Annotated in this window: 21 protein-coding genes; all 21 read right to left on the reverse strand. The window is 34.9% G+C overall.

The window, feature by feature from the left end; genetic code table 11:
* Nucleotides 1-78: 78 nt before the first annotated feature.
* The 21 genes from JEM65_RS00630 to JEM65_RS00730 all read right to left on the reverse strand — a co-directional run bounded on the left by JEM65_RS00630 (nt 79) and on the right by JEM65_RS00730 (nt 20,532).
* On the reverse strand, nt 79-1,050 hold the full coding sequence (locus JEM65_RS00630) for a glycosyltransferase family 2 protein (RefSeq protein ID WP_199596609.1): 972 nt from the start codon (nt 1,048-1,050) through the stop codon (nt 79-81).
* Entirely contained in the window at nt 1,050-1,700 is a 651-nt protein-coding gene (locus JEM65_RS22935; RefSeq protein WP_199596610.1) for an acyltransferase, read from the reverse strand. The genes JEM65_RS00630 and JEM65_RS22935 overlap by 1 nt, the downstream gene beginning before the upstream one ends.
* A 152-nt stretch (nt 1,701-1,852) precedes the next feature.
* Nucleotides 1,853-2,725, reverse strand: a complete 873-nt coding sequence (locus tag JEM65_RS00640; RefSeq protein ID WP_199596611.1) for a glycosyltransferase family 2 protein — start codon at nt 2,723-2,725, stop codon at nt 1,853-1,855.
* A gap of 8 nt (nt 2,726-2,733) precedes the next feature.
* Nucleotides 2,734-3,894, reverse strand: coding sequence for a glycosyltransferase family 4 protein (locus JEM65_RS00645; protein WP_199596612.1), 1,161 nt, complete (start codon nt 3,892-3,894; stop codon nt 2,734-2,736).
* Nucleotides 3,891-4,715, reverse strand: coding sequence for a glycosyltransferase (locus JEM65_RS00650; protein WP_199596613.1), 825 nt, complete (start codon nt 4,713-4,715; stop codon nt 3,891-3,893). The genes JEM65_RS00645 and JEM65_RS00650 overlap by 4 nt, the downstream gene beginning before the upstream one ends.
* Nucleotides 4,712-5,869: a glycosyltransferase family 4 protein gene (locus tag JEM65_RS00655; RefSeq protein ID WP_199596614.1), complete on the reverse strand. Its 1,158-nt coding sequence runs from the start codon at nt 5,867-5,869 to the stop codon at nt 4,712-4,714. The genes JEM65_RS00650 and JEM65_RS00655 overlap by 4 nt, the downstream gene beginning before the upstream one ends.
* Nucleotides 5,869-6,840, reverse strand: coding sequence for a glycosyltransferase family 2 protein (locus JEM65_RS00660; protein WP_199596615.1), 972 nt, complete (start codon nt 6,838-6,840; stop codon nt 5,869-5,871). Before JEM65_RS00660 ends, JEM65_RS00655 begins: the two co-directional genes overlap by 1 nt.
* Nucleotides 6,833-7,570: a glycosyltransferase family 2 protein gene (locus JEM65_RS00665; RefSeq protein WP_199596616.1), complete on the reverse strand. Its 738-nt coding sequence runs from the start codon at nt 7,568-7,570 to the stop codon at nt 6,833-6,835. Before JEM65_RS00665 ends, JEM65_RS00660 begins: the two co-directional genes overlap by 8 nt.
* A 14-nt stretch (nt 7,571-7,584) precedes the next feature.
* Nucleotides 7,585-8,826, reverse strand: a complete 1,242-nt coding sequence (locus tag JEM65_RS00670; RefSeq protein WP_199596617.1) for a glycosyltransferase — start codon at nt 8,824-8,826, stop codon at nt 7,585-7,587.
* Complete coding sequence (locus JEM65_RS00675; RefSeq protein WP_199596618.1) at nt 8,823-9,767, reverse strand: glycosyltransferase family A protein; 945 nt, start codon at nt 9,765-9,767, stop codon at nt 8,823-8,825. Before JEM65_RS00675 ends, JEM65_RS00670 begins: the two co-directional genes overlap by 4 nt.
* Nucleotides 9,767-10,588 carry a hypothetical protein gene (locus JEM65_RS00680; RefSeq protein ID WP_199596619.1) on the reverse strand — a complete coding sequence of 274 codons (822 nt, stop codon included), beginning with the start codon at nt 10,586-10,588 and terminating at the stop codon, nt 9,767-9,769. The genes JEM65_RS00675 and JEM65_RS00680 overlap by 1 nt, the downstream gene beginning before the upstream one ends.
* A gap of 6 nt (nt 10,589-10,594) precedes the next feature.
* A complete protein-coding gene (locus JEM65_RS00685; RefSeq protein ID WP_199596620.1) occupies nt 10,595-11,755 on the reverse strand; it encodes a glycosyltransferase family 2 protein in 1,161 nt (386 codons plus the stop codon).
* Nucleotides 11,748-12,701 carry a glycosyltransferase family 10 domain-containing protein gene (locus tag JEM65_RS00690; RefSeq protein ID WP_199596621.1) on the reverse strand — a complete coding sequence of 318 codons (954 nt, stop codon included), beginning with the start codon at nt 12,699-12,701 and terminating at the stop codon, nt 11,748-11,750. The genes JEM65_RS00685 and JEM65_RS00690 overlap by 8 nt, the downstream gene beginning before the upstream one ends.
* Nucleotides 12,702-12,784: 83 nt before the next feature.
* Nucleotides 12,785-14,047: an ABC transporter ATP-binding protein gene (locus tag JEM65_RS00695; RefSeq protein WP_199596622.1), complete on the reverse strand. Its 1,263-nt coding sequence runs from the start codon at nt 14,045-14,047 to the stop codon at nt 12,785-12,787.
* 29 nt (nt 14,048-14,076) lie between these two features.
* Nucleotides 14,077-14,940, reverse strand: a complete 864-nt coding sequence (locus JEM65_RS00700; protein ID WP_199596623.1) for an ABC transporter permease — start codon at nt 14,938-14,940, stop codon at nt 14,077-14,079.
* A 393-nt stretch (nt 14,941-15,333) separates the two neighbouring features.
* Nucleotides 15,334-16,206 carry a glucose-1-phosphate thymidylyltransferase RfbA gene (gene rfbA, locus JEM65_RS00705; protein WP_199596624.1) on the reverse strand — a complete coding sequence of 291 codons (873 nt, stop codon included), beginning with the start codon at nt 16,204-16,206 and terminating at the stop codon, nt 15,334-15,336.
* A gap of 213 nt (nt 16,207-16,419) precedes the next feature.
* The gene (rfbD, locus tag JEM65_RS00710) at nt 16,420-17,274 is read right to left on the reverse strand and encodes a dTDP-4-dehydrorhamnose reductase (RefSeq protein ID WP_199596625.1); all 855 of its coding nucleotides are present in this window, start codon (nt 17,272-17,274) and stop codon (nt 16,420-16,422) included.
* A gap of 1 nt (nt 17,275) precedes the next feature.
* Nucleotides 17,276-17,824: a dTDP-4-dehydrorhamnose 3,5-epimerase gene (rfbC, locus tag JEM65_RS00715; RefSeq protein WP_199596626.1), complete on the reverse strand. Its 549-nt coding sequence runs from the start codon at nt 17,822-17,824 to the stop codon at nt 17,276-17,278.
* On the reverse strand, nt 17,825-18,874 hold the full coding sequence (rfbB, locus tag JEM65_RS00720) for a dTDP-glucose 4,6-dehydratase (RefSeq protein WP_199596627.1): 1,050 nt from the start codon (nt 18,872-18,874) through the stop codon (nt 17,825-17,827).
* A 69-nt stretch (nt 18,875-18,943) separates the two neighbouring features.
* Nucleotides 18,944-19,519 (reverse strand): acyltransferase, encoded by a 576-nt coding sequence (locus JEM65_RS00725; protein WP_199596628.1) that lies wholly within the window; start codon nt 19,517-19,519, stop codon nt 18,944-18,946.
* 56 nt (nt 19,520-19,575) lie between these two features.
* Nucleotides 19,576-20,532, reverse strand: a complete 957-nt coding sequence (locus tag JEM65_RS00730) for a Gfo/Idh/MocA family oxidoreductase (RefSeq protein WP_199596629.1) — start codon at nt 20,530-20,532, stop codon at nt 19,576-19,578.
* Nucleotides 20,533-20,605 lie beyond the last annotated feature (73 nt).

The raw sequence follows: 20,605 nt of genomic DNA on the forward strand, positions 1-20,605 counted from the left end.
CATTCTGAATTCTTAGGTATCAAAGCCACCTTCACTAATTTAGGGTTAAGCCCGATGCCTTTAATAAAAGTGGGCTCATTAATGGTTGAATATATTTTTGACAAACATTCGAAATGCTTTTGCTGCACGCCACCCAAAAACAGACTTGATAATCTCGATAATGGTTCCTCCCAACACCGGTTCATAGGAGCTGCCACCAAAGTTATCCATTCTATTTATGGCGGTTTTATAGATGGTTTTATATTCAGGATAAGCGTCTATAGCGATAATTTTATACTGTAAGGCCATCGCCTTTTTATAAGCCTTTGTGCCTTCTAATTTTGAAAACTGCTCACTTTTGGAATCTAAGGCCCGCAATTGACTTTCAAGATGTTTGATTTCCTTTTGATTTGCGATATTAGAGCCCTTGATGTGTTTTCTATAGTAATTTATAGCTTCAGGCACATATATTACGCGGTCTGCTTTGGTTACAACTCTACAAAAGTATTCGCCATCCTGATCTTTACTTAATGTTTCGTCCCATGGTTCAACTTTATCCAATAGGGTTTTTGGTGTTAGCCAAGCACTAGTTTGGACCATATTATGCGAACCACTTGCACCGTAAAGATTTAATAAAAATGACTCTGTATCTGAAGTGGAATATAAAAAATCTCTATCAGTAATCACACCTTGATTAATTGAATCATAAAAATGCATGGTACTGCAAACCGCAATGGCATCTGGTTTGTTTTCTAAGGCGGTAATTTGCAGCTCCAATTTATTAGGACTCAACAAGTCATCTGCATCCAGAAACTGAATAAACTCGCCCGTGGCTGAACGTAACCCAAGGTTTCTGGCAGCACATGCTCCATTTCCATTACTTGTCTTGAGTACTATTTTTTTATTATCGAGACTCTTTATATATTCAAAAGAGCCGTCCGTTGAGCCGTCATCTACAATAATTATCTCAATATTTTGGTGGGTTTGACCAAACACAGCCTCCAAAGTTTCTTCAATAAACTTTATGCCGTTATAGATTGGGATAATGACTGATACTTTAGGTGACAACATCAAATGTTTAAATTTTTTCTTCGAAATCCCTCAAATTTTTCTTGCCTAATATATCCATGATATTTTATCTCATATTCGTATTTAACAACCTCATTAGGATCAATTTTTTTAATTATTTTAGCGGGAACACCTCCAATAACACAAAATCCTTCAGGAAAGGACTTAGTTACAACTGACCCCGCTGATACAATTGTATGGTCTCCTAGAACAACTCCACCTAAAACAGTTGAATTCATACCAATCCAACAGTAAGAACCTATTTTGGTATCGCGAGGGGCAAGTTTTCTATAATCATATAGATCATGGTTCCCACTAAGCACTCCAGAGTTTTGTCCTACGATTGTATAATTACCGAAATAAAGTTTACCAGTACCTTGGATATAAATATTTCTTTGAAAACCAGGAAAGGTGCCTAAACCTATATAAATATTTTGTTCACCTACAATCCTACTACTTTTATGAACTGGCCAGTAAGCATTTTTATTATTTCCGAGTACTTTCTGATTGTACCACATATTAAAATTAATTTTTTCTATGCCGTTTTCGGTTGCTTTTAAAAAATCGAAATATGGTAGCCTTGTAACTATCCATATAAAGATTCTAAAAGGATTTCTAATAACATGTATGATCTTTTCTTTTGTTATAGTCATGCAAAACAATTTTTTTAATATTATCCTAATTTCGTCAAAATAAATATTCTGGACTTCCAGTATTGACATTTTTTTTAAAACGAAGTGGAATCCTTGGAAATTTTATAAAAAAAAATCAAAATGTTTTCATATGTAGTGCAACATTTTAGAATTTATTTCAACTTAAAATTAAAGATGGAAATGATTGACATACCGCTTGCAGCCTTTAACTCCTGACCTTTTTTAAAACCATAATGTTTAAAGGCAGAGAGGACGGCGCTAGATTTTATGCTTTTTAAATTATTAAGGGCTTTCCTCTTTTCCTCCTCATTTAGTGGACAACCTTCCTTCGCAATTAATTCTTCTGCCAATAGTATATATTTAAATGGCTCCATAGGGTTGTTTCTATGGTCTGTCATTTCCTGTTCATCATGTTCACGATACCAGACTACTCCTTGTGGCATTAAAACGACAGCATGTTTTTGCGACAACAAATTCCACATTTCAAAATCGCCGAGCATACGTTTACCTGTAAACCCTCCCATCTTGTTAAACACCTCGCGGTTAATGATAGCAGACAAGGGTGCTTTATGAAATAATTGCTGTTGGAAATAATGACGTTGGTAGGCCTGTTTCGGTAAGAGCAGGAACGGATATTTTTGAAGCTTGTCCTGAGGCAATGAACACAGACCATAGCCAGCTTCAGGAAATTGCTCCATGTAATATACCAACACTTCCAAACCATGAGGATAAATCATATCATCAGCATCAACATATTTTAAATATTTACCTTTAGCAAAAGAGGCGGCTTGATTACGGTTTGGATAATCACCAAGATTTTGTTCATTGAGATAGACCTTTATCCTCTGATCCTTACTCTCATAAGATTTCGCAATGCTCAAAGAGTTATCCTTACTTCTATCATCTACTATAATCAATTCGAAATTGGTATAAGTCGATAACAGTACACTTTCTATAGCCTCAGAAATATATTTTTCACGGTTATAAACCGTCATTAAGACGGAAACTAGAGGTTCAAAATTCATATTGGACTTTATAATTTTGGTGATATATTTAATTTTCTAATAAATGTCACTACTTTATTGGGTAAATAAGGTCTGTTTAAAAAACCACCTAACGCTTTAGTACGATATACTTTTAGCTGTGGTTTTGTACTTACAATTAATGTCTCGTAGGCTTCTGCATTTTGATAGGGTTGAAACATCTGGCATGCTTTGCCAAAACCATTTAAGGCTATTTTTTCCCGTACATCCTCGTTTTTTAATAAAATGATTGCCGATTCGCTAAACAGCCTGATATCTCCTACGGGAACTCTAAATCCTGTAATGTTATCATCTATAAGATCAGGTATGCCGCTATCTATATTGCTACATACAGGCACACATTTTGCTTTCATGGCCTCCACTACCACATTAGGCAAACCTTCTGACAATGATGGAAACAACAATACTTTTGCGTTGTGCATTTCTTGTACCACGTCATCATTTTTAAGTTGACCTTTGAAAACCACATTGGCTTCTGAACTAAATTGTGCTCGTAATTGCGCATCCAGTTCCCCACTTCCAACAAGCGCCAAATTGACATTTGAAATCGTGTTTTGTATGGATTTATAAATTTGATGCAAAAACTGTACGCCTTTACGCTCGTTAAAGGAACCTACAAATAATACATCTGTTTTTTTGTTAGGGTCCTGTTGTAGTTTCGTTTCGGGAACTGGATAATATAATAATTTTATTTTATCATGATTATTGGCATCCATCTTAGTGTACAACTGCTTTTCTGTAAATTGACTGTAAGCAATATACTGATCTATAACACCCTGATTATGATCAACCAAACCATAATAATATTTGAAATCGCCATGAAGGATATAAACCAAAGGATTCGGCAATTTTAACAATTGTACCATATGCAATTCTAAACCATCATTAGATACAAGTATAGCTTCTGAATTAGAAATATGTGCTTTTAAACGCTTACTTACCGTATATAGATTCTCATATTTACTGTAGGAAAATACAATTTGTTCATCTACATTAAACTGATCTTCAATATAAACGGCTTCTCTTTCTAGTTGTCTTGTAAAAATCACCTTGTAATGCAGATTGCTTTCTGGCCTGTATTTAAGCAAATTACGGACTATAGAGGTGACTCCTGCATCAGTATCTGGCAAAAAATATATGATCTCTTTCATCTCAAAGTCTTTAACATTCCAAAAGCAAAAAGCTTGGGATAGATCTGTAATAAATCAAAAATATATCTTAGTCTTTCCGTTCTTTTCATTTTTAATATACGACTTCTAAAAATCAAAGCTTTTAAGGCATGGCCATCAAAACATTTTTGATCTGGTTCCTCTGCTCCCATAATGCCAGGAAATAAGGATTCATTGTTTTTATGATAGTGGAGAGACTCCTTATACCAAACATGATTAAAAACACCGTCTGACAAATGTTCTATTTCAAACGACCTTGCAACCACGATATCAAATTCTTTACCTACTCGAACTGAAATATCAATATCATACATATGAAATCCGTGTAATTGAGTTTCGTTAAATTTAAACTGCTTCCATACAGTCTTTCTCATACTTATGAAACAGCCATCAATAACAGCCACTTCTTCATATATTTTATCATGGGGAATCTCTTTTGCTGTATGTCCTTTATAAAGATTTGATCTGTAGTATTGGGTTGGAATTGAAACCCATGGTGCCGGATATTTAGATTTATAGGTGGCACCTGTTATCCCTACCAATCCAATAGTGTTATTCTTAAGTATGTCCACTAATTTTTCTCCCCAATGCGCAGTATGAAACACGATATCATCATGGCAAAACACCAAATTATCAAATTGCGCCTTTTGGGCACACAGATTGTAGATTTTACAAATGCCAAATCCGTCTTTAGTATTATCGTAATCAATAATTTCAAAGGGTACGCCTATAGTTGTAGCAATATTCTCAGAAATGGCAGCTAAGGCAACGGCGCTTCTGGAGGGTATAATGATCGAAATCATAATTTATTGAGGGCTTCCTGTATGATGGTTGCTTGCGCTGCACTGTTAAAATCCTTAACCACTGCTGCCTTACCATTTTCACCTAAGGATTTGGCATAAGATTTGTCTTTCATCAACTTCAAAATAAATGTTTTAAAAACAGCGAACTCAAATTCAGGTATCACCTTCCCACTATTGTATTGATTGATAAACAGTGGCAGATCGCCGTTAATATCAAAACTAACCAAAGGATTCTGGCAATACGCGTTTTCTAAACCCACTAAGCCAAACGCTTCTTCTCTTGAAGAGAGAAAAAATAAATTTAGGGTGTTAAAATGCACCTCTGGATGTGCTGTACTGCCCACAAATTTTATCTGCTCCTGTAATCCCGCTGTTTTAATGTCTGTCGTTAATTGTGTGGCCATTGCTGTTTGATCATTCCCCACCCAGATAAATTCAAATGCAACATCTGGAATTTCCTTAATGGTCTTTATGGCAAAATCTACAAAGAGATCCGTGCCTTTCCGCGCTTCAACACCGCCACAGCCACCAATCCTGAATATAGGGTTTGATGGTTGATCTGGTTTTCCTAAATTATCAATAGCCTTTTTTCTATCTTTAAATAGAAATACAGAATTTTCTAACAATTTATTGGTATCAATAGTATAGGTGTTGCTCAAAAACTCAGTAATTGTTTTACAACTGGAAATTAACAGATTAGAGTTGTGTAACATGCTTTTTACTACAACCTGGTCCATTCCTGCAACAACAGCATGTAATTCATGTATATGCGTTACTTTCTTTGCGGGATAATTTTCTAAATAAGTGAACATGGATTGAGACCCTAAAGAATTAAAATAAATAACATCGTATCTCTTATGGGTTAAGGTTTTATATAATTTTTGTTGATGGTTTTTAATTGATGTTTCCTGGTGTAAAACCCTGCGAAGTAGTTTGGATTTTAAATTTAATTCTAAAAGATATTTTGGATAATAAAAATACGTCGTACCAATGGCTTCAAAAGCGACATCCAACTCGCCCGTTTTATTTATAAGAATATCAATAGAAAAACAACCTTGTGCTTTAAATTCTTTTAACAGTTGAAGCAGTAATAAAGGGGCTCCAGATTTTTTAGATTCATGGACCACAAAAAGTATGAGTTTCCTATTGTTCATCAAGATTTTATTATTTTTGACAGATTTATTCTACCTCTTTGGAGGAGAAGCTTCAAAAATTTGAAATGTAACAAGCCACTTAAATTTGATAAATTTTGAAAAATAGTCACTTTTTCTTTGAACGTAAATGCATCATTTAAGAAGATATCATACTTATAAACGGTAAAATAAAAAGACATTATTTCTAATCTTTTAGATGCGGATAGTTTTAATTTATCAAAAACAGGCTTTAATATAGTCGACACTTCTTTAAAAGATTGTGCGTTATTAGAAGCTGTTAATTTGTCATCATGATACCGCGTACTATTTAAACTTTTATTTAAAAATCCTATATCAGATTGATATAACATTCTAAAATACAAATCGTAATCGCCATTTCTTTTAAAATTCAGATTTAAACCGCCAGCGTTTAGATAGGCGCTCTTTCTAAATAAGGTACCACTGACATTGGGTATTAAACATTTATAAGCTAAATAATCCTTTACAAATTCATCCCCATTAAAATAATTCAATCCGCTTGAGGTGGCTTTGAATAATTTAGATTCATAGCCGTTAAACATTGGATGGAATTCAGAAATTTGGCCGCCTGTAGCATCTATAGCATTAGATTTTACTACGACCATACCCAAGTTTTCATTACGCTCAAAAAAAGGAACACTGTACTCCAAAAAGGATATAGAAGACAAATCGTCACTTTCAGCAATCCATATCAACTCCCCTTTTGCTAAAGCGATGCCTCTATCCCATTGCTTAAATGGAGAGCCAGAATTTTTAGTTGACGGTACAAACCTTATTAAATTAGGATATTGTGTTTGGTATGTACTTATAATACTTACACTATCGTCTGAGGAGTGATCGTCTAAAATTATTAATTCAAAGTCTGTAAACGTTTGATGGACTATAGAATCTAATCTGCCCTTTAAAAATTTTTCGTGATTATAATTAGGGACTATAATACTTACCTTAGGCATATTCAAAATTTAAAAAGTTTTTCGAATACCACTTCATCCAAAAGGTTTTGCGGAATTTAAAACAGAACTTTGCCCATAATGGCAATTGACCAAAAAATTCTTTTCGTCTAATTTCGTATGCTATGTCCTGTCTTGTGCCACTGGCCCCGTTTTCATTAAAATATGCAACGGTGAGTGGGATATATTGAAACCGAACGCCACTTAGCATGGTTTTAAAATTAAATTCCCAATCGGCATTGATCGTGTAGTCAGCTATATATGTTCCATGATTAGCAAAAACTGATTTATGGTAGAAGATAGCTTGATGACATATATTTTTGAACACCATTTTATAAGCATTAAACTTACCATCATATACTGTCTGAGAGGGTGTTTTTACAACATCGCCATAAATAATATCAGCATTTGTGGTATTCAATTTTTCACTAACTTCACTTAACACTGAAGTGTTATATAATACGTCATCGGCTCCTAAAAAATAGATCCATTCCCCTTTTGCCACTTTAATTCCTTTATTCATTGCATCGTAAATACCGGCATCTGGTTCACTAACTAATACGTCAATTTCATCTTTGTAGGCTTTAAGGACATCCATAGTACTATCGGTACTTTGACCATCAATAACAATAATTTCATACTGTACCTTATCAACACTTTGGTCAGTTATGGATAGAATCGTTTTTTTTATGGTGCTCTCCGCATTAAAGGAAGGGATAATAATAGATATCATAGTAGTTAAATAGCTTATTGTTTAAGATTTAAAACCTCCTTATACAACGCGATGAACTTAGTAGCTTGTGCACTCACACTACATTTTTCAACTACCGTATTTCTGGCATACTCTCCCATTCTTACTTGGTCTTTACTGTTGATAAAATCTGTGATTTTTAATGCTAAATCAGAGACATCACCCAATTTAGCAAGGTAACCGTTTTTGCCTTCTATTATGAGTTCGGGTAATATGCCTACTGGAAACCCAACCACTGGGGTGCCAGAAGACATCGCTTCAACAGCCACCATACCGTAAGTTTCTTCTAAAGAAGGTAAAACGTACAGGTCAGAGGCCGCGTATATGATATTGAGAAATTCTTCAGATTTAATAGGCGGAAAGAGTTTAAAATCAATCCCGGTCAACTGTTTTGATATTTCAGCTGAGTTGCCCCCAAAACAAATAATCCCAACCGAATAGCCCTTACTCTGAATAGATTTTAAGGCTTCTATTAATAATAATATGCCTTTATTTTTATTTAATACCCCGGCGGCACCAAAACTTATCCAAATCTTAGACGTATCTATATCAAGAACTTTCTTACACGCATCTTTATCAAGAGCACGGAATTTATTGCTGTCTACACTTAAGGGGATACACTCTAATTGAATAGGATGATCTTGAGTAAGCTTGCGAGCCAAACTGAACGTAGAATTGCTGTTGGCTATAAATGTAATGTTGTGTGGTCTATACAAATCTCTCTTCATGTTAAGAAGAGCATCTTCAACGTTGGTGATTGACTTCTGTTTATTCTTAGCTAGATCCTGGATTAAATGAAACCCACCCATTAAAGGGTTAAAATCGTGTAAATACCAAATTATCGGTTTATTTATTGTCCGGAAAAAAGTATTATAATCAATAAAACCACTGATCCAATGTAAATGAATAAGATCAGCTTCTAAGATTAATTGATGCGTATTTAAATTTATATCAGAGTATGGCGGAGAATAAATATCATATTCACTATCCTTAAGCGATTCAAAGATCTCTTTGTTTTTTTGCTTTGCAGTCTTATGAAGCCCTACTTTGCTTAATAGTCTTGTGAGTATTGGTGAATCAAGTCTGTTAAATTTAAAAACATTGGGATTATTGCTGTTTGCCACATCAAGACATAACATATTAGACGCCACACCTGCATCAAGTAGTCCTAAGTGCAGCCGTAGTGCAGCAATTCCTGCACCACCAGAATCAGACGTGGCTATGTGTAAGACTTTCATAATTTTCTCAGTAATCTTCTCAACGTCCGTAATCTGTAATTCTTAAGATAATTGAGCCTGTGTCGGGTTCGGATTTTAATGGATGAATGCTTACCGTATTTATAAAAGTGCATTAGGTATTTTTTACCAATACTAGATTCCTTAAGTTCTATTTTGGTTAAATCAATAGAGTATAAAAGCTTTTCAATGGTATTGTTGGCATCTATTGCAGAATGAACACCAGAGCCGTCAAGTCCTATATTTTTAACCAAAGATTTATGGGGGTATAAACATAACCCATCATAAATAAAAATTGTCGAAAACCATTTTATTGCCCAGGTAGAAATGGATCCATTAATATTATCCTCTAATTGTTTATGGAAACTTATAGCATTATTTAAGTTGAATTTTTTTAATTCTTTTTTGTTGTTAATTTTATCGTATAAATATTGAGCATCCCAATTTGCATTACTCCATGAATCCTTCCATGTAGCCCATCCCCAGCAACTCATAAAGCGTAAGAAAAAAGAGTTTGGAAGTGCCTCTTGCCCACTGGCCTCCGGAAGATATCCTGCAATATGCATGACTTCTTTATCGTCTTTATACAAGGTTAATGCATCATTCATATAATTGAGGAATCCCGACGAAGTAACAATATCATCCTCTATTACAATTATTTTACCATATTGATTTACTATATGGGTTACGCCGTCAATGATGCTGTTGGCCAAGCCCCAATTCTTAGTCCGCTCTACAATATGTACCTTTTTAAATCCAGAAACCGTATTGATATAATCTCTTATTTTGCCTACTTCAGTTTCAGCGTGTTTGTCTTTGGCGGCATCTGAGTAAATATAGAGTTCAGATTGGTTTGCCAAATCATTTTTTTGCAAGGCTTCAATGGTTTGCCGCGTATGATCTAATCGGTTATAGACAAAGAGTACAATAGGAGCAAGATTCATTATCTGTTTTGCTTTAGAATTTTTAGTGTTTTAATTAACCCAACAACTTTTAATGAGAAAGAAAATTGTGAATATGCTTTGTATCTCGACCAAGACACAAGTTCTTTCTTACTAGCAGATAGAACTTTAATTAGATTTTGTTTGTAAAACGCTATTCCGTGTATATCGCTCTTTATAAATAAGGGATAGAGGTCATTTATGTCTTTCGCGATTTCACCTTGTTCGGTATCCCATTGAGAGTGGGTTGAGGAGAAATAGAAAATTGGTGCAGTTCCATTTTTTAAGTAAGGAACAATATTATAGTAGTTTGAGAATGAACTATTGTTTTCCAGTTTCACTAATAATGGATTTTTGTTTCTATTATTTAAACCGATTAATTGATCTTCTATGTTAAACTGACCATTAAAACTATAGATTTTTAGGGATTTTAGTTTTCTGCCTACTAACATCGCCATATATCCCCCTGAAGAGCTGCCCAATGTGATAGTTTTATATCCTCTTGTTTCGTTCAACAGGAAGTCGACCACATTTTCGATAGTATTGATTCTACTATTAATTCCTTTTACATACCACTGTTTGTAAACATCACGTAACAAAATATGTTTTCTCGCATCTTTTACCAAATTCCCTTTCCATTCGTATTTATCGCTCTCAATTGTTTCTTTAAAATTTTCCTCCGTATTTGGGTAGTAAAGGCCATTACTAGTGAAATAAATATAAATGATGTCAGAATTAGTGTCTCCTTCAATTATTTTATAATTGTCTAGATTGTTATATGCTTCGTGTACAAGTTTATTGGTAATTTGATCAAAGAGTTCCATTACTATTTAGCATATTTTAAAAACCACCTGTTCGGATTCCAGTGTCATATGATAATCCCTTACAACGTCGGTGGTTTTTATCAGTTTCCAAATCAAGTAATAGAGGTCCTTTTCTGGAATGAGATAGGCACCGTTTCCATTTAAATGTTCTAAGTTTTTTATATAAGAATCTTTAACGAGCACTGTTTTCAAACCAAAAATAGATGTGAATTTGCTTAAAAGAGTATACAATTTTGAGCCGTCGTATTTTAAAAGTTCTTTTTGAAATGGAATAGTAATGATAAGACCCTGTTCTCTGGTTAAATTCCTTATTTTTTGGATAAATTCATTAACAAAAAGTCCTTTGGTATTTAGATCTATAACTTCAGGAATTTGAACCGTTTCATACTGTTTAACTTGCAGAATAGGGCGATCAGCTTGCTCATATAATTTACCCCAATTATTTAAATTTCTTTTCAATACAGATTGGTTAACTGCATAGTAAATAATCATATCATCGTACCACCTATCCGGAAAAAAATTCTTTTTGGTATTGGATACAACCGGGTGCCATTGGTGATAAACTGGGGATTGATTAAGAGAGAGCCATTCTTCCTTTAGTCCCTCTCTTTTAAGCCTCATAAATAAATCATTATCCTCTAATCCCCAAAAACAGAAATACTCGTCGTATCCATTAATTTTTTCTAAAATGGTCCTTTTTACAACGTGTATTCCCCCTCTAGCCCCGTCTAAACTAAAGTCAAAGTTATTTGGTTTATTTTTTAGATTATCCCAATTTTCATAATTTTCTGGTAACCAATACACCTGTTGATACAATTGTATAGTTGCATCTGCTTTAATGTTAATACTATGTAAAAAGTCTTCAAAGTAAATTAAGTCTATGTCACTAAATAAAACATACTCTCCACTTGCTAATCGGATTCCTGTATTTAAGGCGTGAGACCTATTCCAAGGAAGCCCTATTGTATGGTTATAAACATATCGTGTAAAGGGGTAACTATTTACAAGCTGTTCGACACTTTTAGCAATTGATTCTTCGCTTCCATAGTCCACAAAAATGAGTTCAAAATCTTTAAATAATTGTGATGCCAACGAGTCCAAATAACGTTTTACTCTTTCCAAATCACGATTTCGGAAACCAACAACAACCGAAATAACACTAGACATTGAGAACGTTTTTAATTCCCATTTTTAAAGTGTTTATTAAAACCTTTTTACCATCAATTGACTCATCTGGATTATTTGAAGGTAAATAATGCCACTTCTTTTTTTCAATATTCGTATTTAAATTATCTACTACAAATGGGAACAATTGATATTTGTTGAGAACTAAGTCTCTGGCTTCTGCCAAACTGGAAAGATTTTTTTCCCAAAAGCCCTCATTAATTGCTCGTTGAATTTTTTCTATGGCTTCTTGAGGTCTAGTGGGATCAATTTGAATCATCGAATTCTTTGGAAAATAGTCGGTAATATTTTGACAGCCAGAATAGATAGGAATTGTCCACGATAAAAAACAATCCGAAATTTTTTCGGTCCAATAGTCATTACAACTATTATTCTCTAAAGCGAAACTATATTTATAAGGATAGAGCACTTCAAATTTATCATCTATTTGACGAAATCCTCTACCATATAAATCAAAATCTAATACATTCTCAATTTGATCTTTAAAATCCATTCTTAAGATCTGTCCAGGTTTGTTACGTGCATTACTAGTAATCCAAGAAATTTTATCTTGTTTAATTGAACCTTCATTAGAGGATAGGTTAATCAATTCGTCGTAAGTTTTATCTACATGCCACGGTAAACATCCTTGACCATGGACAATATTGGGTGCATTTACATCCCAAGATGTGTATACTTTATCAAAGTATTTAAATAACCTTTTTTGCCAATCATATGAATCAATTGGTGGCTCTTGAGTAAATAGAAACCTCCCGTTTTTACGGCATTTGAATGTTACTTCCTTTTTGGATCTATTTAAAACAACGAGATAATCAAATTCCAAGATATTATCTGTCGTAAATTCAACATTTCTCCATTTTTTTTTACCCCCTGGTGTTTGCCTAAAAACATCTGGATAATCCCAATCTTTAATTATTCTGACAATCATTAATGACTAAAGTTTATAAATTTCATAGAACAGGTTCTCAAAGTAAACCGTATTCATTTAAAAAATATTTGTTGAAAACAATGTTAAAATTCCCATCGCGTAGGGGTAAAAACTTTTGCGTTTTTTGGAAATATATTGGGACGCCCAATATTTGGTCCCTTTTGAATGTCAATCTCAAAACAATTTTCTAAAGAGTGTAGCATTTCACCCACAGCTACCATCCCAATATCTATGACATATGTACCCGGTGCAAAATTGATGCTTTCAATAATAATTCGAACTTTCTTTACATCACCTTTATTACCACTGATGGATACATGTTCATCGAAATTATTTATGTGAGATATAAGCTCCAGACCGGTTGTCTTAAAATTAACCCCTAGGTCAACATTGCCAATGTATTCATTAAATTTCAAGGTTACTTCCAAAGTCAACTTATCACCAGTAAAAAATGAAATGCTCTTATTTGGCCCACGAAATGTTTGATAATCAACAATTTCAACATGCTTATTGCCGCCCTTATCTATAACTTCTCCTGATTCATAAGCCAGAAGATCATCCTGTAAATACCGTTCTACTGTTTCTTCAGCCGTCCCTATAAATTCAACTCCTCCTTGGTTTAACAAAATGCCGGAGGTACATAAATTTTTGATAGAAGCCATGTTGTGACTTACAAATAAAACCGTTCTACCTTCTTCAGATACAGATTTCATTTTACCAATTGCTTTCTTTTGAAATTCAGCATCTCCAACAGCCAAAACTTCATCTACAACCAAAATTTCTGGTTCTAAAAAGGCCGCTACGGCAAACCCAACCCGCACAGTCATCCCTGAAGAGTAGCGTTTTACAGGCGTATCAATGTATCTTGCACACCCGGAAAATTCGATTATCTCATCTAGTTTAGCAGATACCTCCGCCTTGGTCATTCCTAATATAGCACCGTTTAAATAGATATTTTCTCGTCCCGTCAATTCCGGATGAAAGCCAGTGCCAACTTCCAATAAAGAGGCCAAACGGCCTTTTATTTTTATACTTCCCGTGGTAGGAGCTGTAATGCGAGATAAAAGTTTAAGTAAGGTGCTTTTACCAGCCCCGTTTCTACCTATAATTCCAACAACATCGCCTTCATGAATTTCCAAATTTATATTTTGTAAAGCCCAGATATACTCACTGTCTCCTAAAATGCCTCTATCATTCTTATCACCTACTTTTAAATAAGGGTCCTCCTTATTTAGTATGGCTGTACTCCACCATCGGTTTAAATCGTGTGCAATTGTACCTGTACCAATTGTTCCCAAACGGTATTGCTTGCTTAAATTCTCAATTTTTATAACGGGTTCTGACATAATCTTTTATGAATAAATTTGAAGTCTAATTATACAGTGTCCATAAATGTTCTCTCAACTTTATTGAACACCACTATCCCGACAAGCATTAAAACAACCATGAAGACAAAACTATACCCAAGGTACAACCAACTAAAAGTTCCGGAGCCAGTAAAAGCATATCTAAATGTTTCTATTAAAGGCGTCATAGGATTTGCAACAATAAATTTCCGGTATTCTAAAGGTGCCACTGAAAGTGGATAGATAACTACAGTTGAATACATCAATAATTGTACGGCAAAAGATAATAGAAAACTAAAATCACGATATTTTGTGGTTAGGGCCGAAATGATCATACCCGAGCCTAATGCCAGACCTGCCATTATAATCACAAGAATCGGTAAAAGTGCAATAGTCCAATTGGGGTTTATTACTCCTGCAGAATCATCATAAAAGAAATACAGCCAAATCGCAAGGAAAAGTCCAAATTGCACTGCAAATTTTAATAATTGCGACGTTATTAAAGAAATGGGGGTTATTAAACGTGGAAAATAAACTTTACCAAAAATTCCTGCGTTATTTTGAAAGGTATTTGAAGTTAAGGTCAAACAACCGGAAAAATATTGCCACATCACATTACCAGAAAGGTAAAACAATATTGGTGGAATACCATCGGTTGATATTTGCGCAATATTTGTAAAAACAAAAAGCTGTACTAAAGACGTAAATATAGGTTGAATAATAAACCATAAAGGTCCTAGAACTGTTTGTTTATAGACCGATACGAAGTCCCGTCGAACAAACAAAATCAAAAGATCTCTATAACGCCAAACTTCCTTTAAATTTAATTTAAACAGACTTGCCTTTGGATAGATCTCTAAAGTCCAGTCGTCATTGTGTATTGTTTCTCGCATTTAATTTTTATTTTAGGATTACACAGTTTGAATCCTGTATCCTTATCAACATTGATATTGGGCTATCTATGGAAAATTTGTTTTGATGATTCAATACGTCTTGTACAGGTTTATTATTGATTTCTCTATGTCAAAAACAACTCTACTGAACACGGCTTCGCCCTTATCAGTCACATTATAATTAATAACTTACTGAAAAACAAATCATTATGAGCTTCAACCTCTTAAACAATTTAGTTGTTTTTTTTTACGAAGCCGCGAAAATACAATTATTCCTTTGAACAGATTAACCCATCTACCAATATCTCTAACAATTTCGCAATTACAACATAGATCCCGAATTAGAAAGATCAGCCCAAATTAACGCTGATAAGACGATTTTAATCTACTATCTTATTTTGAGATGATCGACTTGAGATAATCAAAATAATCACCTTTCATATTCTCAATTTGTGCAGACATCGTCTCTTTGCTTACCCAAGAAAAATTCATGGCAATTTCTTCCAAACAGGCAATTTTAAGTCCTGTACGTTTTTCTACCGCCTTAACAAATTCTGTAGCCTCAGTAAGTGCTTCGTGTGTTCCCGTATCTAACCAGGCAAAACCTCTACTTAATATTTGAAGTTTTAAATTCTCCTGTTCCAGGTAGGCTTGGTTGACCGACGTTATTTCTAACTCCCCACGGTGGGAAGGTTTTACTTTTTTGGCAATGTCCACAACTGAGTTGGGATAAAAATACAAACCAACCACAGCATAGTTTGATTTTGGGTTTGTAGGCTTTTCTTCAATATGCACCACATTATGATCGGCATCAAACTCGGCAACGCCATAACGTTCTGGGTCCTTTACATAATTACCGAAAATAATGGCCTTTCCTTCATCCTTTACCGTATTAACCGAATCTCTCAGTATCTTCTGTAGTCCAGAACCGTGAAAAATATTATCACCCAATACTAAACATACATCGTCATCACCTATAAAATCTTCTCCTAAGATAAATGCCTGCGCCAATCCATCAGGACTCGGTTGCTCTATATAGCTTAAATTAATGCCGATTTTTTTACCATCCCCCAATAGTTGCTTGAAATTTGGAAGATCGTGTGGTGTAGAAATTATGAGAATATCCTGTATGCCCGCCAACATCAAAACCGATAAAGGATAATAAATCATCGGTTTATCATAGATGGGCAATAACTGTTTACTTACGGCTAAGGTTAAAGGGTGGAGTCGTGTTCCTGAGCCACCTGCCAAAATAATTCCTTTCATTTTTGTTGGTTTTTATTAGTGAAACTCAATTTCGAAAAATAGCGAAGCGATGAATTCGAAATTGTAAGTTGTCCCGATAGCTATCGGGATAATCCCTCCCGACCTTTCGGGATTAGCGGGATAATTGGTTGAATATTTTGACGCTTTGAGTCGAAATATAAAAAAATCAATCCATTTTGATTCTCCGACCCTTATTTTTGGGGGTCATATCTTTTATATATACGTGGTCAACATCCTTTCTAAACTGTCTTTCCAATGCGGTATGACTACATGATAGGTTTCTTGAATTTTTGTTTTATTGAGCAATGAGTATTTTGGTCGTTTAGCAAGCGTAGGAAACTGATCTGACGTCACGCCATAGACTTCGCACCCTAAACCTGAAATCTCTTGAATTGCCTTTGCAAAATCATACCACGAAATCTCTCCATTATTTGAATAATGAAATATACCAGGCTCCCATTTTTCTGACACAATAATGGCCATAATCACCTCTGCTAAGTCTGAAGCGTAGGTAGGCGAACCTATTTGGTCATTGACCACACTAATGGTATCTTTTTCATTCATTAAACGCAACATGGTTTTTACAAAATTTGTGCCAAATTCAGAATACACCCACGCCGTCCTAATAATGATACCTTCTGGGAGATAGCGCAGTAGTGCTTGCTCTCCTCTTAATTTGGTTTCTCCATACCAGTTGATGGGTGCGGTGGCTTCCATTTCAGACAGTGGCGTTTTACTTGTTCCGTCAAACACATAATCCGTAGAAATATGGATTAACTTGGCCGTATGGATCGCCGCCCATTTAGCCAACTCAGCTACCGCCAGATGGTTGACAACATCGACTAGTTCTTTTTCAGTCTCCGCCTTGTCAACGGCAGTATAGGCCCCTGCGCTGATAATAATGTCTGGTCTAATATTATTCAGACCTGTTGCTATGGTGTCAAGATCATTTAAAGGCAGCTCTTCACGATCTGTAAAGATAAATTCAAACTGAGGATGCTGCTTCGCAATAGCTTGCAGTTCTAGACCCAATTGTCCTCCTGCTCCTGTAACTAGTATTTTTTGCATTCTATTTTTGAAAAACGTCATTAAATTTTGGTAATATTAAATCTTTTTCAGAAACACATAATTGATCCTTATTCAATAACCAATCTATATTTAAGGTCTCATCATCATAGCTAATTCCCCCTTCAGATTCTTTATTATAGTAATTATCACATTTATAGAAAAATTCTGCAGTTTCAGATAATACCACAAAACCATGTAGAAATCCTCTTGGAACAAAAAATTGTCGTTGATTTTCTGCACTCAAACGTACTGCCACATGTTGCCCAAACGTAGAAGATCCTTTACGAGCATCTACCGCTACATCTAAAACTTCACCTTGTAATACCCGAACCAACTTTGCTTGGGCATGTGTTCCACTTTGTGCGTGTAGGCCTCTTAGAACTCCAAACTTGGAAAACGACTGATTGTCTTGTACAAAATGAATCTCCGTATTGGTAAGGCTATGGAAATGATCTTCATTAAAACTTTCAAAGAAATAGCCTCTTTCATCATTAAATAGCGTAGGTTCGAGAATAAAACAACCTTCAATATCTGTTTCTATTTTCTTCATTTAATTATATTGTTGTGAATAATAATCCTTGTATTGACCGCTAGTTACATTTTCTAACCAAGTTTCATTTTCTAAATACCAATCCACGGTTTTCTCTAAGCCTTCCTCAAATTGCAAGCTAGGTTTCCATCCGAGTTCTTTTTCTAGCTTAGTTGCGTCAATGGCGTAACGTAAATCATGACCCGCACGGTCTTTAACAAAAGTGATGAGCTTTTTGGATTCTCCTTCAGGGCGATTTAATTTTTTATCTAACAGCTTACATAACAAATAAATTAAATCAATATTTGTCCATTCATTATGGCCGCCAATATTGTAGGTGTCACCAGTTTTGCCTTGATGAAAAATAATATCAATAGCTCTTGCATGATCTTCCACCCATAACCAATCGCGCACATTCTCACCCGCTCCGTAAACAGGTATTGGTAAATTGTTCTTAATATTATTAATGGCTAGTGGTATGAGCTTTTCAGGGAAATGATGCGACCCATAATTGTTTGAACAATTAGAAATGACAGTTTGCAAGCCGTAGGTATCTTGATACGCTCTTACAAAGTGATCGGAGCTCGCTTTAGATGCTGAATATGGAGAATGTGGATCATAAGAGGTTGTTTCTGTAAACATCCCTTCTTTACCCAATGCACCATATACCTCATCTGTAGACACGTGATAAAAACGGTGTTGGTCATAGTTGCCTTTCCAACACTGCTTTGCAGCATTTAAAAGATTAACTGTACCAATAACATTGGTCATTACAAACTCTAGAGGATTGCTAATAGATCGGTCAACATGAGATTCGGCTGCTAAATGGATAACACCATCTGGCTGTTCTTTTTCAAAGAGATCATCTATAAATTGGGCATCAGTAATATCGCCTTTTATAAATTTATAATTCGGTTTATCCTCAATATCCTTGAGATTCATCAGATTACCCGCATACGTGAGTTTATCCAAATTTATAATTTGATACTCTGGATAGGTGTTCACAAAAAGCCGCACCACATGAGACCCAATAAAACCAGCCCCACCGGTTATTAAAATTTTTTTTGACATAACTAAATTTTTGTTTTAAGAGAATCGTTTTAAGATTTGATAAACTCTTATTGTATTTGTATGTTAATTTTATTGAGAGCTATAAACATTGTTATCTTTCAATTGATATACTTCATCTGTTTCTATACAGGTCGCGAAATTGTCAGAATTAAACACCAATGTATGACCTGCTCTACTAACCCAGCCTATTTGACGTGAAGGATTCCCAACCACTAATGCAAAATCAGGTACATCTCTAGTTAGCACGGTTCCTGCTCCGATAAATGCATACTCTCCGATTGTATTTCCACAAATAATGGTGGCATTGGCACCAATAGATGCGCCCTTTTTTATCAACGTTTTTTTAAACTCTTGTTTTCTTACAATAAAACTTCGGGGATTCATGACATTGGTAAACACTACCGAGGGACCAATAAACACATCATCTTCTATCTCTACACCTTCATAAATGGAAATGTTGTTCTGAACTTTAACATTATTGCCAATGGTAACGTTTGGTCCTACCATACAATTTTGACCAAAGGAACAGTTGTCACCTACTTTTGTATTTGATAGGATGTGACTAAAATGCCAAATCTTAGTGTTTGTACCTATCCATACATCAGCGTCTATATAACTGGATTCATGTACAAAAAAATTGCTCATAATAGGTGTTAGGTGTTAGGTGAAAATTAAAAAACTAACTCGTTGCATTCAAAATATTATGGTATTAGTTTGCAAAACGGATGATACTCTCCTTTTAAGCCTATAGGATCTAAATTTCTTATGGTGGAAACGGTGTTTATAGAGCCATAAGCTTCATCAAGACCAAAACCATTTCCTTTTAAAATCTCTTCATAACTTTTTGTGTGCAAATCCGTAAAGCCGCCACTAAATTCAATTGCTTCACCATTGACGGTTATGGACCGATAGGTTGTAAGATGTTCAGTTTTTATAGCCTTGGGGATATACGCATAGTTTACAGATAAAAACCATTTGACGTTAGCATGTTTCAATTTCAAAAAACCTGCATTGGTATCTAGAGTTTTTAAATGGACACTATTTTCTTGAACCTCACCAAAAATCCAACACAGCATATCAAAAAAATGAACCCCGATATTTGATGCAATCCCTCCTGATTTTGCTTGATCGCCCTTCCAAGAGACAAAGTACCATTTGCCCCTGGAGGTCAAATACGTAAGGTCAATATCATATACCTTATTGGGATTAATTTCTAATTCCTTTGAGACTTTTTCTCTTAAGGCAATGATAGCTGGATGAAGGCGTAACTGAAGTATGTTATAGATTTTTTTACCCGTTTCATTTTCAATAACTTTCAATTGATCCACATTCCACGGGTTGAGCACCAATGGTTTTTCTGAGATGGCGTCCGCACCACTTCTTAAAGCGAATCGGATATGCGAATCATGTAAGTAATTAGGTGAACAAATAGACACATAATCAATTTTATTGCCACTATCCCTACGCCATTTATCTACAAACCGGTCGAAACGTTCAAATTCCGTAAAAAAGCTGGCCTGCGGAAAAAAACTATCCATCACCCCTATCCCATCATACGGATCAAGAGCTGCTACCAAAGTGTTGCCTGTATCCTTAATAGCTTTCATATGTCGTGGTGCAATATAACCCGCAGCACCAATCAATGCGAAATTTTTCATTAGAACTATAGTATCATGCGTTTGAGGTTTCCACCGTCGGGCAGAATTTTAAAATGCCCCAGAGGGCTAAATG

This window comes from Gelidibacter salicanalis (assembly GCF_016469035.1).
Classification (GTDB): Bacteria; Bacteroidota; Bacteroidia; order Flavobacteriales; family Flavobacteriaceae; genus Gelidibacter; species Gelidibacter salicanalis_A.